11 protein-coding genes are annotated in these 12,985 nt (G+C 72.1%); 5 read left to right on the top strand and 6 right to left on the bottom strand.

Translation table 11 applies throughout. The annotated features are described in order from the left end of the window. Positions 1-55: 55 nt before the first annotated feature. The 6 genes from ACIGXX_RS14190 to rfbB all read right to left on the bottom strand — a co-directional run bounded on the left by ACIGXX_RS14190 (position 56) and on the right by rfbB (position 6,658). Positions 56-1,705, bottom strand: coding sequence for an FAD-dependent monooxygenase (locus ACIGXX_RS14190; RefSeq protein ID WP_383815660.1), 1,650 nt, complete (start codon positions 1,703-1,705; stop codon positions 56-58). A 50-nt stretch (positions 1,706-1,755) separates the two neighbouring features. Next, positions 1,756-2,205 (bottom strand): VOC family protein, encoded by a 450-nt coding sequence (locus ACIGXX_RS14185; protein ID WP_361466594.1) that lies wholly within the window; start codon positions 2,203-2,205, stop codon positions 1,756-1,758. A 4-nt stretch (positions 2,206-2,209) separates the two neighbouring features. After that, entirely contained in the window at positions 2,210-3,334 is a 1,125-nt protein-coding gene (locus tag ACIGXX_RS14180; RefSeq protein WP_399975570.1) for a glycosyltransferase, read from the bottom strand. Positions 3,335-3,438: 104 nt separating this feature from the next. Beyond that, entirely contained in the window at positions 3,439-4,644 is a 1,206-nt protein-coding gene (locus ACIGXX_RS14175) for an acyltransferase (protein WP_351169028.1), read from the bottom strand. Positions 4,645-4,724: 80 nt separating this feature from the next. Further along, positions 4,725-5,594 (bottom strand): glucose-1-phosphate thymidylyltransferase RfbA, encoded by an 870-nt coding sequence (rfbA, locus tag ACIGXX_RS14170; protein WP_351169031.1) that lies wholly within the window; start codon positions 5,592-5,594, stop codon positions 4,725-4,727. A 35-nt stretch (positions 5,595-5,629) separates the two neighbouring features. Beyond that, on the bottom strand, positions 5,630-6,658 hold the full coding sequence (gene rfbB / locus ACIGXX_RS14165; RefSeq protein ID WP_351169034.1) for a dTDP-glucose 4,6-dehydratase: 1,029 nt from the start codon (positions 6,656-6,658) through the stop codon (positions 5,630-5,632). A gap of 403 nt (positions 6,659-7,061) precedes the next feature. Between rfbB and ACIGXX_RS14160 the strand changes: the two genes are divergently transcribed. The 5 genes from ACIGXX_RS14160 to ACIGXX_RS14140 are packed head-to-tail and all read left to right on the top strand — an operon-like array spanning position 7,062 to position 12,966. Then, positions 7,062-8,219 (top strand): 3-deoxy-7-phosphoheptulonate synthase, encoded by a 1,158-nt coding sequence (locus tag ACIGXX_RS14160; protein WP_399975565.1) that lies wholly within the window; start codon positions 7,062-7,064, stop codon positions 8,217-8,219. 31 nt (positions 8,220-8,250) lie between these two features. Beyond that, positions 8,251-9,084: a 2,3-dihydro-2,3-dihydroxybenzoate dehydrogenase gene (locus tag ACIGXX_RS14155; protein WP_399975562.1), complete on the top strand. Its 834-nt coding sequence runs from the start codon at positions 8,251-8,253 to the stop codon at positions 9,082-9,084. Between the two features lie 33 nt (positions 9,085-9,117). After that, positions 9,118-9,777, top strand: coding sequence for an isochorismatase family protein (locus tag ACIGXX_RS14150; protein ID WP_351169043.1), 660 nt, complete (start codon positions 9,118-9,120; stop codon positions 9,775-9,777). A 4-nt stretch (positions 9,778-9,781) separates the two neighbouring features. Further along, on the top strand, positions 9,782-11,758 hold the full coding sequence (locus ACIGXX_RS14145) for an anthranilate synthase family protein (protein ID WP_399975559.1): 1,977 nt from the start codon (positions 9,782-9,784) through the stop codon (positions 11,756-11,758). Positions 11,759-11,763: 5 nt separating this feature from the next. Beyond that, entirely contained in the window at positions 11,764-12,966 is a 1,203-nt protein-coding gene (locus tag ACIGXX_RS14140; protein WP_399975556.1) for an FAD-dependent monooxygenase, read from the top strand. The last annotated feature ends 19 nt before the right edge of the window (positions 12,967-12,985 follow it).

Raw genomic sequence — 12,985 nt, 5'->3', positions numbered from 1 at the left:
GTGATGGATCGGCTGATGGATCGGGTGGTGGGCCAGGTGGTGGGGCGGGTGTGCCTCAGGAGGGCTGTGCCGGGCGGGCGACGAGCGCGGACAGGGCTTGTCCGAGCCGGAGTGCGGGCGCGTCGTCGACGCTCCGGGCACGCCAGGCGACGAAGCCGTCGGGGCGCACCAGCAGGGCGCCGGAGTCCTCGATCCCGACCTGGGTGGTCCAGGGGGTGCCCGTCCCGTCCGCGGCGCCCTCGCCGTCCTCGACGCGGTGCCCGTCCACCGGCACGCCGATCCGGGCCGCCGCCTTGCCCAGGGCGTCGAGCCACTCCTGCCCGCGTGCGCCGGTGAGGAGGGTGAACCGGTGGTCGATCAGGTCGAGTGTGGAGACCCGGCCGTGCCCCCGGGGCAGCCAGTGGTGCGGGAGCCGGGAGCCGGGAGATCCGTCCAGGTCCCGCTCGACGTCCTCGCCGGAGGGCAGCTCGGGGTGCGCGTCGAGCACGGCCGCGGAGTCGTAGCGGTAACCGAGGTGGACCACCGGGGCGTTGAGCGCCCCGGCGCCGGCCCGGCGCTCGCGGCCTTCCTGCCCGGACGCCCAGTGCAGGGAGGGATCCTCCAGACGCAGCATCGACTGCTCCAGCGCGGTCCTCGCCACCGGCAGCCGCTCGGCCTCGTAGGTGTCCAGGAGCGCCTCGCCCGCGGTGCCGTCCAGCACGTGGGCGAGTTTCCACGCGAGGTTGTGGGCGTCGGCCACCCCGGTGTTCATGCCGAAGGCACCGACCGGCGGGATGACGTGGGCCGCGTCCCCGGCGAGGAACACCCGGCCGCAGCGGAAGCGGTCGGCGACCAGTCCGCGTACCTGCCAGGGCAGGATGCTCACCACATCGGGCCGCACGTCGGCGGCGGGGCCGATGGCCTCCCTGATCCGTTCGGCGCACTTCTGCGGGGTGAAGTCCTCGGCCTTCTGGCCGGATTCGGGCGCATAGCGGAAGTGGTAGATCCACTCCGTCCTGCCGTCGACCGGCAGCAGCCCGCCGGGGGCCTTCGGGGTGGTGATGTCGCAGACGACGAACGTGTGGCCGTGCGTCAGCTCCGTCAGGTCGGCGCGGAAGAGCACGCTGATCAGGGGGTCGCCGAGCGTGCCGGGGCCGCTGGTGGCGATGGAGAGCCGCTCCCGTACGCCGCTGCGGGCGCCGTCGGCGGCCACCAGGTAGCGGGCCCGGATCTCGCGGACACCGTCGGGGCCCGCGACCCGTGCGGTGACTCCGTCGTCGTCCTGTACGAAGTCCAGGAGCTCGGTGCCGAACTCGACGCGTGCGCCCGCCGCGCGGGCCTCGTCGGCGACCACCTGGTCGAGGCGTCCCTGGGGGCACGTGCCGCGCAGGGTCTGCGGTGTCAGCCGGCCGAAGGCGTCCCCGCGGGGCGGTGCCTGCCGGGACAGGGCGTCCAGGTCGGCCTCGGCGAGGGTGGGCGTGGCGAACATCTGGAGGTCGTCGCCGGTCATGTCCACGCACTGGGCGTCCACCGCGTCGGCGATCCCGGCCGCGCGCAGGATCTCCACGGTGCGCGGGCCGATCCCCATGGCGCGCGGGTGCTCCGGCGGGGCCTGGCGCCGCTCGACGACCAGGGTGCGTATCCCGGCCCGGGACAGGAACAGGGCCGTGCACAGCCCCACCGTGCTGCCGCCGACGACCAGGACGTCGGGATTCTCGCTGCGCATTCGGTCTCCGCTCCATTCGTACGGCTGAACTGGCACTGCGACGGGGGGAGTCACGTGTCGGACACCGCGTCGAAGACGGGCATCTGCGGGGCCCCGGGGTCCCAGGACGCGACGAACTTCCGCTGCCGCGATACGTCCATCAGTTCCAGGTCGATGCCGAGGCTGCGCACCTTGTGGTAGGCGTACGGGCGCCCGAACGGGCAGGCGCTGAACTCCTGGGTGAAGCCCGCGTCGGACAGCCGGGCGGAGCTGCGGGTCACGTCCTCGGTCCAGTAACCGAGGTGGTGGCAGCGGGCTCCCAGGGAGGAGTCCCAGGGGCTTCCCGGGGGTCCCTGGACGAGTTCGATGTACGGCGGGCCGCCGCGGGTGAACGCGAGCCGGTAGTCCCACTCCCCGAGGGAGTCCTCCAGGATGCCGGACCACTGCGCGCCGACGCTCTCGGTGAGGTCGCTCATCGCCTGTTCGATGTCCGGTACGACGAAACACACGTGGTAGAACACGAGTTCAGACCAACTTCTCGATCAGGTTCAGGACCTCGGCGGGGGCGGGCATGGCGTTGGCCTCGACCGCCAGCGACCGGGCGCGCTCGCGGTAGGTCTCCTTCGTCAGCAGATCCTCCGCCGCCGTCGCCACCGCGTCCGGGGTGTCGTCGCCCGGCAGGATCGAGCGGGCCGCGCCGTAGGCGGCGAGGCGCTCCGAAGGGGCGATCAGCTTGGGCATGTTGGGGACGAGCAGCTGAGGGATGCCGTAGACCATGCCGGTCAGCGCCGTGCCGCCGCCCGCGTGGTGGACGAGCAGGTCGCAGCTGCGGGCCACCGTGTCGAAGGGCAGCCAGCCGACCTTCGTGCCCGTCGCCCGGCTGAGTTCACCGGCGACCGCGGGCGGCGCGCTGACCAGCAGCTCGGCGTCCAAGGGCCGGAGTTTGTCGACGAGTTGGACCAGGTAGTCGAAGAAGTAGCCGGGGGCGGTCTTCGTGCCGGCGGTGATGGCGATCCGGGGCGCGGAGCCCTTCGTGTACATCCACGGTTCGAGCTGGGGCTGGAGGTTGCAGGGGACCCAGAGCATGGAGGTCCCCCGCGGGGCCTCGGGGTCCCGGACGCTCGGCGGACAGACGTCGATCCACAGGGCGGAGCCGGGGATGCCGCCCAGGCCCAGTGCGTCGAGTTCCGGCCGCATCTCGATCTCGGCGGCCACGTCGACGACCTGCGGCTCGCCGGAGTCCCAGGACTGCCGTACGTAGGGCACGCCGATGCGGGCGGCGAGGACCGCGGCCGAGTAGGTGAGGGTGCCGCCGACAATCAGATCGGGGCGCCAGGACCGGGCCAGTTCGTACAGGGGCTCCTGGTAGAGCGCCGCCATCCGGCCGAAGGCGTGGCCGATGGACCGCATCTGCTCGTCCGGGTCGTCGGACTTCGGGACGGGGTCGCCCGCGCGGTCGGTGGTGATGAGGTGCCGGATCGGGACGTCGGAGACGCAGACGCCGGGGAGCCCGGCCCCGGCGATCGCCTCCATCGTCTCCTTGTTGGAGGCGACGAGGACCTCGTGCCCGGCGTTGCGGGCGGACGTCGCCAGCGGGGTGAGTGCGTAGACGGTGGCCGGGCTGCCACCGGTGACGAAGAGGATGCGCAAGGAAGAGACCTCGTCTCGGTGTCGGAGGGGAGTCGGAGCCTCAGTCGCAAGGGCAGAGGCAAGGGGAGAGGCAGGGGTGGAGGAGAGGAGCGGCGCGGCTCGGTTCACGCGGGCGACGCGCTCTCGTCCGCGCGGCCCGGTGCCGGCTCGGGGAGCGCCGCGGCATCGGCCGGTGCGGCGGCCTTCCGGTGCCGGGAGCGACCCCAGAGGCGCATCGCGGGGGTCTCGATCCAGTGGTACATGGCCAGCGCGAGCCCCAGGCTCACGGCGAGGGCGAGCAGCGAGAGCAGCACGCTCTCCAGCGTCGTCAGCGGCCGGCCCGCGGCCGCCACCTGTTCTCCCGCGTAGGCCAGGACGATGCCGTGGACGAGGTAGAACGCGAACGACGCCTCCCCGAGGCGACGCGTCACCGGCCCGGCGAGGACCGTACGGCCGCCGCCCGCGTCGGTGGCCGCGAGGGCGGCGGTGAGCAGCGCCAGCGGAACGACGGTCACGGCCGCGGCGGTGAACAGCATGGGCGTGTAGATCCCCGCGACGTACGCGACGGCGGTCAGCAGCGCGGCCCGGACGGGGCTCAGGCCGATCCACCGTCCGCTGAGCACGATGCGCGCCATCAGCATGCCGAGCACGAATTCGAGGAGCCGGGTCAGCGGAAAGATGTAGACGAACCACAGGCCCTCGATGGACACGCCGTCGAGCCACGAACCCACCGCGGGGAAGGCGGGGGACCGCGGCAGCAGGCCCATCGCCACGAGGGGGAGCACCATGACCGCCGCGGCGGCACCGGCCGCCCACCACCACAGCCGTGCGGCGCGGATCCGGCCGACCAGCGGGAGCAGCACCGGGAACAGCGCGTAGAAGAGCAGCTCGCAGGAGAGCGACCAGCTCGCGCCGTTGACGCTCAGGAACACCGCGGGGTCGGACGACCAGGACTGGAGCAGCAGCAGGTTGAGCAGGGCCGTGCCCAGCGGGGTGGCGGCCGCGGCGTACACGACCATCGCCAGGGCGAAGGTCACCGCGTGGTTGGGGAGGATCTTCACCAGGCGGCGGCGCAGCAGGCTGCCGTAGGTCTCGCCCGGGCGGGCCGACCAGGTCAGCACGTAGCCGCTGAGGACGAAGAAGAACGAGACGCCGATGGTTCCGGCGGTCTTGGTGGCCGTCATCAGTCCGTCGGCCGGTCCCGTCCCGGCGGCGAAGAGGCCTCCGGTCGCGATGTGGCACAGAAACACGAGGCCCGCGGCGACGAAGCGCGCGCCGGTGAGGGAATCCAGACGGGGGTGGTTGCGCGGAGCACCAGCAGCGCTCTCCATAGATGTCTCCTGTGTCGATGGCCCGTTGCTCCGTGCGTCCTGTCGGGAGTCCGGGCTTCCGGTGGCGAGGTGCCGGGGGATCAGGCCTGGACCAGAGATCGCACGTGCCTGCCGTACATCGAGCCGGAGGAGAACCGCTCGGCGAGTTCGCTGAGCTGGTCCATGCCGATGTACCCCATGCGGAACGCGGTCTCCTCCAGGCAGGCGATCTGCATGCCCTGCCGTTTCTGCAGGACCTGCACGTACTGGCTGGCCTCCAGGAGGCTGTCGTGGGTGCCGGCGTCGAGCCAGGCGTTGCCGCGGCCGAGTTGGACGATCCGGCCGCGGCCCTCCTGGACGAGCAGCCGGTTGACGTCGGAGATCTCCAGCTCGCCCCGGGCGGACGGCGAGATCTTCTCGGCGTAGGGCAGGGCGTCGTTGCTGTACATGTACAGCCCGGTCACGGCGATGTTGGACGGCGGATCGGCGGGCTTCTCCACGATGTCGACGAGTTCGCCGTCCTCGTCGAGCACGGCGACGCCGAAGCGCTCGGGGTCGGAGACCGGGTAGCCGAAGACCGTGCAGCCGTCGACGGTCTCCGCGGCCCTGTGCAGCGCGGCGGGCAGGCCCTGCCCGTAGAAGATGTTGTCGCCCAGGATCAGGCAGACGTCCTCGTCGCCCGCGAACTCCCGGCCGATCAGCAGGGCTTCGGCGATGCCCCGCGGCTCGTCCTGGACGGCGTACCGCAGATCGAGGCCGAGGTCGCTGCCGTCGCCCAGCAGGGAGCGGAAGGACTCGATGTGGAGGCTGTTGGTGATGACGAGGATCTCCCGCATCCCGGCGAGCATCAGCACCGACAGCGGGTAGTACACCAGCGGCTTGTCGTAGACGGGCAGCAGCTGCTTGGAGTTGATCGTGGTCAGGGGCAGCAGCCGGGTGCCCGAGCCGCCGGCCAGCAGTATTCCGCGCATCGCGATGGGTTTCCTTGCCTAGGGGCGATCAGCGGTCAGTGGGCGGTGGTGGCCAGGGCGACGGGCGGCGCGGTGCGGGGCAGCGGGTCGGTGCCGAGCGGGCGCCACCAGTCGCGGTTGTCCCGGTACCAGCTCACGGTGGCGGCCAGCCCGGAGTCGAGGTCGTGCAGCGGCCGGTAGCCGAGCTCCTCCCGCGCCTTGCGGCAGTCGACCGAGTAGCGCAGGTCGTGGCCCTTGCGGTCGGGCACGGGGCGTACGGACGACCCGTCGCGGCCGGTGGCCAGGAGCAGCCGTTCGGTCAGCTGCCGGTTGGTGAGTTCCGTGCCGCCGCCGATGTTGTAGACCTCTCCGGGACGGCCCGTGCGGCGCACCAGTTCGATGCCGCGGCAGTGGTCCTCGACGTGCAGCCAGTCGCGGACGTTGCCGCCGTCGCCGTACAGCGGTACGGACAGCCCGTCGAGGAGGCGGGTGACGAAGAGGGGGACGACCTTCTCCGGGTGCTGCATCGGGCCGTAGTTGTTCGAGCAGCGGGTGATGCGGACGTCGAGGCCGTGGGTGCGGTGGCAGGCCAGCGCCAGGAGGTCGGCCGATGCCTTCGACGCGGAGTAGGGGGAGTTCGGCCGCAGGGGGCGGTTCTCGTCCCAGGACCCGTGCTCGATCGACCCGTACACCTCGTCCGTGGAGATGTGCACGAAGGTGCGTACGCCGTGCCGGAGCGAGGCGTCCAGCAGGCTCTGGGTGCCCAGGACGTTGGTGCGCAGGAATGCGCCGCTGTCCTCGATCGAGCGGTCGACGTGGGACTCGGCGGCGAAGTGCACCACCGTGTCCACGCCGGGCAGCAGCGCGTCGAGGACACCGGGGTCGCAGATGTCGCCCTGCCGGAAGCGCAGCCGCTCGTCGTCGGCCAGGTCGGCCAGATTGGCGAGGTTGCCCGCGTAGGTGAGCTTGTCCAGGACCGTGACCGTGCGCACGTCCGTGTCCGCGCCGCGCAGCAGCGTACGGACGTAGTGGGAGCCGATGAAACCCGCGCCCCCCGTGACGAGCAGGTGCGTGCCCTTCTGCATGTACTCCCCCTGGAAATGAAATGGAAAACGGGCCGCCAATACGGCAGAGCGACGTCAACCTAATCCTTTTCGGCGGCGACTGTAAAGCCTTGATCCATCAATGGTCGAGTCAAGCAAAAGCAAAGCGGTGCATGTAACCGCACACGCTTTGAAAGATGCGCGCAACCGCATTAAAACCGTGTCTGTACAGGCACTCTGCGCCCGCCAATGATCGCTTGACGAAGCCCACGGCATCTGCATATGTTGCAGATCCATTGCGTGTCGCATTGCCGAAAGTGCCCGTCACCAATTCGGCGGCGACTTAATTCGAAGCCCGAATTCGGAGCACCGGATCGGACGTTCTGCATATTCAAAAAGGGGGAGCTACGTGGGGCGAGATACGGCCACAGTCCACGCCGCGAACGTGGAAGAGGTCCCCCCACCCCTGGCCGCGGAACAGCAGCCCGTCTGGCGTGACCGATGGCTGCTCGACCGGGTCCGCGCGAACCTGCGCGACCGCCCCGGCCTCGTCACCGCCGAGGACACGGCCCGGCTGCTCGCACTCCTCGGCGAGGTGGTCACCGGTGACCGGCGCATCCTCCAGGCGGGCGACTGCGCCGAGGACCCGGCCGAGTGCACCACGCCCGGCGTCCGGCGCACCCTGCGCCTGCTCGACGAGCTCGCCGGGGTGATGCGCGAGGGCACCGGACGCGAGGTGCTGCGGATCGGGCGTCTCGCCGGCCAGTTCGCCAAGCCGCGCTCCCAGCCCGTCGACCGGGTCGGGGGCCTGGAACTGCCCGCCTACCGGGGCCCCATGGTGAACGCGCCCGAGGCCGATCAGGTCGCCCGGGAGCCCGACCCCCGGCGGCTCCTGACGGGCTACGACCTGTCCCGCACCGTCCAGTCGGCCGTGGCGGCACAGGGCCGCGGACCGGCGGCGGACGCCGCCTCCGCCGTGTGGACCAGCCACGAGGCGCTGCTGCTCGACTACGAACGGCCGCTGCTGCGCAGGCTGGACGACGGCGGACTGCTGCTGGCGTCCACCCACCTGCCGTGGATCGGGGAGCGCACCCGGCAGCTGGACGGCGCCCATGTCCATCTGCTGTCCCGGGTCGTCAACCCCGTGGCCTGCAAGGTCGGCCCCTCCATGACGACCGGCGAACTGCTGGCGCTGTGCGCCGCGTTGGACCCCGGCCGCACCCCCGGCCGGCTGACCCTGATCACCCGGATGGGCACCGCCCGGGTCCGCGACCGGCTTCCGGAGCTGGTGCGGGCGGTCCGCGCCGCGGGGCATCCGGTGATCTGGCTGTGCGACCCCATGCACGGCAACACCGTGCGCGCGGCGGACGGGCGCAAGACGCGGATCGTGGCCGCGCTCATCGACGAGGCCGAGGCCTTCCAGGACGTGGTGCTCGCCGAGCGCGGTGTCGCGGGCGGCCTGCACCTGGAGGCGACCGCCCAGCCGGTCGCCGAGTGCGTCTGGGCGCCCGACGACCTGCCGGGCGCCCCCTACACGACGCTGTGCGACCCCCGGCTCAATCTGACGCAGGCCCGCCACCTGGCACTCGCCTGGCACGCCTGATCCACCCCGAGCGACCCAAGGAGAAACGCTGTTGAAGGGCAAGGAGCACACCTTCAGGGAGCGCCCCGGCACGGGGCACGCCGGCACGGAGCACGCCGGCAAGGTCACGCTGGTGACGGGGGCCACCGGCGGCATCGGACGGGCGGTCGTGCACGCGCTCGCCGAGGCCGGTGCCTCGGTCGCCGCGGTGGACCTCGACACGGCGGCCCTCGAAGAACTGGAGCGGACCGCCGGGGACAAGGGCCTGTCCGTGACCGGGTTCCCCGCGGACGTCACCTCCGCAGCCCGGGTGGAGGCCGTGATCGCCACCGTGGAGGAGCGGCTGGGCCCGATCGACCAGCTCGTCAACACCGCGGGCGTGCTGCGTGCCGCGCCGGCGCTCTCGCTCACCGAGGAGGACTGGGAGCAGACCTTCGCGGTCAACACCGCCGGTGTCTTCCGGGTCTCCACCGCCGTGGCCCGCCGCATGAAGCGGCACGGGCGCCGGGGCTCCATCGTCACGGTGGCCTCCAACGCCGCCGTCGTGCCACGGGTCCACATGGCCGCCTACGCGGCCTCGAAGGCCGCGGCCGTCGCGTTCACGAAGAACCTCGGCCTGGAGCTGGCGCGCGACGGCATCCGCTGCAACGCCGTGTGCCCCGGCTCGACCGACACGCCCATGCTCCGCTCCCTGTGGGAGGACGAGTCCGGGCCCGCCCACTCCCTGGACGGCGTGCTGTCGGAGTACCGGGTCGGCATCCCGCTCGGCAAGTTCGCCACCCCCGGCGACATCGCCGACGCCGTCGCGTTCCTGCTGTCCGACCGTGCCGCCCACATCACCATGCACGACCTCCACGTCGACGGCGGCGCCGCTCTGGGTCGCTAGACACCCGCCTCGAACCCCCAGGAGAACCCCCTCATGGCCATACCCGGCATCGCCCCCTACCCCATGCCCCATCAGGACGTCCTGCCGGCCAACACGGCCTCGTGGCGGCCCGATCCCCGGCGCGCGGCCCTCCTCGTGCACGACATGCAGCGCTACTTCGTGGCTCCCTTCCCCGCGGCCGAGGAGCCCGCGCTCAGCCTGGTCGGCAACGCCCGCAAGCTGGTGGAGCGGTGCCGGTCGCTGGACATCCCGGTCTCCTACACCGCGCAGCCGGGAGACATGACCGAGGACCAGCGCGGGCTGCTCAAGGACTTCTGGGGTCCGGGCATGCGGACGACGCCCGAACACCGCGCGGTCATCGACGAGGTGGCGCCCGCCGCGGACGAGGCGGTCTTCACGAAGTGGCGCTACAGCGCCTTCCACGGCAACGGCCTGATGGACCATCTGCGGCGCGCGGGCCGCGATCAGTTGATCATCTGCGGTGTCTACGCCCACGTCGGCGTCCTGATGACGGCCGTCGAGGCCTTCACCCACGACATCGAGACGTTCCTGGTGGCGGACGCCGTCGCCGACTTCTCCGCGGACCACCACCGGATGGCCCTGGAGTACGCCGCGTCCCGGTGCTCGGTCGTCGCGTCCACCGACACGCTGCTCAGCCAGTTGGGCGCCGCCCAACTCATCGGACAGGACTGACACGATGGCGCCCGAAGACCGTCGGTTCACCGACCTCCTGGGACGCGTGCTCGGACCCGACGCGCCCGCCTTCGCACTGCTGCACCGGCCCGAGGCGGTCGGGGACCGGGTGGAGCTGCTGCTCGGCGACGTCGACGAAGTGGCCCGCCTGGCCGACCTGCCGCTCACCGCACCCCATGAGGGCCCGCCCGGACCCCACCACGAGACGCTCGTCCTGGTTCCCTACCGCCAGGTCTCCGAGCGCGGCTTCGTCTGCCACGACGACGGCGCACCGCTGCTGGCCCTGACCGTGACCGAACAGGCCGCCCGCCCCCTGGACGACGTCCTGGCGCTGCTGCCCGACGTGCCGGTCGACGTGTCGGACGCGCACTTCGACGTCGACGACGAGGAGTACGCCTCCATCGTGCGCCGGGTGCTCGAGCGCGAGATCGGCAACGGCACGGGCGCCAACTTCGTCATCAGCCGCTCCTTCACGGCCGACATCACCAACTGGTCCCCCGCGGTGGCCCTGAGCCTGTTCCGCCGGCTGCTCGGCGGTGAGCGCGGTGCGTACTGGACGTTCGTCGTGCACACCGGGGACCGCACCTTCGTCGGCGCCACCCCCGAGCGGCACGTCAGCCTCTTCGACGGCACCGCCGTGATGAACCCCATCAGCGGCACCCTGCGCTATCCGCCCGAGGGCCCCGCGCTCGGCGACGTGATGCGGTTCCTCGCCGACCCCAAGGAGGCCGGTGAGCTGTACATGGTGGTGGACGAGGAACTGAAGATGATGGCCCGGATCTGCGCCGAGGGCGGCCGGGTCGTGGGTCCGTATCTGAAGGAGATGGCCACCCTCGCGCACACCGAGTACCTCATCAAGGGCCGTACCACCTGCGACGTGCGCGAGATCCTGCGCGAGACGATGTTCGCGCCCACGGTCGTCGGCAGCCCCCTGGAGAGCGCGTGCCGGGTGATCCACGCCTACGAACGCGGTGGCCGCGGCTACTACAGCGGGGTCGCCGCGCTGGTCAGCCGTGACATCAACGGCGGTACGTCCCTGGATTCGGCGATCCTGCTGCGGACCGCGGCGGTCACCGCCGGGCGGCTCGAACTGACGGTGGGCGCCACCCTGGTGCGCGACTCCGACCCCGAATCCGAAGTGGCCGAGACGCACGCGAAGGCGCGCGGTGTGCTGCGCGCCCTGGGCATCGCCGAACCGTCGGCCGCCCGGCGGTCCGTGGCCCCCGCGCTGGCAGGCCACCCCTTGGTCCGCGGTGCCCTCGAAGCACGCAACGAGAGCCTCGCGCGCTTCTGGCTGAGCTCGTCCCCGGCCGACGACGACCGGCCGCTCACCCGGACACCCGGTGGCCGGCGCGTCCTCGTGGTCGACGCCGAGGACAACTTCACCGCGATGATCGCCCACCTGCTGCGCGCGCTGGGGTTCGAGGTGGACGTGCGCCGCTTCGACGCGTCGTACGCCACGACGGCGTACGACCTGGTGGTCATGGGCCCGGGTCCCGGCGACCCCCGCGACACCACCGACGCCAGGATCCGCTCCCTGCGCGGGACGATCCGGCACCTGCTCGACACGTCGACACCCTTCCTCGCCGTCTGCCTCAGCCACCAGGTGCTCGGCACCCTGCTCGGGCTCGACGCCGTACGCCGCGAACGCCCCAACCAGGGCGTGCAGAAGAAGATCGACCTCTTCGGACGGCCGGTCGTCGTCGGCTTCTACAACACCTTCGCCCTGAGCAGCGCCGAGGACACGATCGGCTCCGACGCGGTCCGGGGCACCGTCGAGGTGAGCCGCGACCCGGCCACCGGTCAGGTGCACGGCCTGCGCGGCCCCGGCTTCGCCTCTCTGCAGTTCCATCCGGAGTCGGTGCTCAGCCGGGACGGGGCGGCCGTGCTCGGCGAGACGGTCACCGCGCTGCTCACGGCGGCCCCGCCGGCCCACCGCGAACCCACCCACCTGACCCTGTCCCTGCCAGCCACAAGGTAAGAAGAGTGCTGAACATCGCGATAGCGGGCGGCGGGATCGGCGGCCTGGCGGCCGCCCTGGCCGTCGCCCGGTCCGGCCACACCGCCCATGTCATCGAACGCAGCGCCGAGTTCGTCGAGCTCGGCGCGGGCATCCAGCTGGCGCCCAACGCCTTCCACGCCCTGGAGCGGCTCGGCGTCGAGGAATCCGTACGCGCCCGTGCCGTCCACGTCGACGCCCTGCGGCTCATGGACGGCCGCTCCGGCGCCGCCCTGGTCTCGCTGCCGCTCGGCGAGGCGTACCGACGGCGGTTCGGCAACCCGTACTCCGTGGTCCAGCGCGGCGATCTGCACACCGCGCTGCTGCGTGCCTGCCACGACCACGACCGCGTCACGCTGCTCCCCGGCGTGGCGGTGACCGGCTACCGCGACACCCCAGGCTCGGTGGATGTCCTGACCTCCGACGGCCCCGGCATCGAGGCGGACGCCCTGATCGGCGCCGACGGGATGCGCTCCAAAGTGCGCGCCCAGATGGTGGGCGACGGCCCGCCGCGGGTCTCCGGCCACACCATCCACCGCACGGTCGTGGCCATGGAGGAGGTGCCTCCTGCGCTGCGCTGGAACTCCGTCAACCTGTGGGCGGGCCCCGGCTGGCACTTCGTGCACTACCCGATCGCGGGCGGCACCAAGCTGAACCTCGCGATCACCCGCGACGACGGCGCCCGGGACGCGGTGTCCGGTGTCCCGACCGGCCGGGACGAGGTGCTCGCGGGCTTCCCCGAGCTGCACCCGGACGCCCGCCGCCTGCTCGAACTGGGCCGGGACTGGCGGACCTGGGTGCTCTGCGACCGTGCGCCCACCGACACCTGGACCGACGGGCGGGTCGCCCTCACCGGTGACGCCGCGCACCCCATGCTTCAGTACGCCGCCCAGGGCGCCTGCATGGCGCTGGAGGACGCGGTGGTGCTCGGCGAGACGCTGGACGGCGCGTCCCCGCACGCCGCGGGCCCGGACGTCGCGGAGCGTCTGGCCCGGTTCGCCGCACTGCGGCGGGAGCGCACCGCGCGGGTCCAGGAGGTGTCCCGGTGGATGGGCCACGCCCTGTACCACCCGGAGGGTGCCGAAGCCGGCACCCGCGACGCGCTGCTCGCTTCGCTCTCCCCCGACGGCCTGATGGACGCCATGGACTGGCTCCACGCCGGCCTCGCGCCGGCCGCGGCGCTCCAGTAGCGGCGCTCCGGTAGCGGCC

The sequence above is a fragment of the Streptomyces sp. NPDC055243 genome (assembly GCF_044544025.1).
GTDB lineage: Bacteria > Actinomycetota > Actinomycetes > Streptomycetales > Streptomycetaceae > Streptomyces.
Note: the sequence above shows the minus strand (reverse complement) of the source record. Positions and strands in the feature narration are given on the sequence as shown.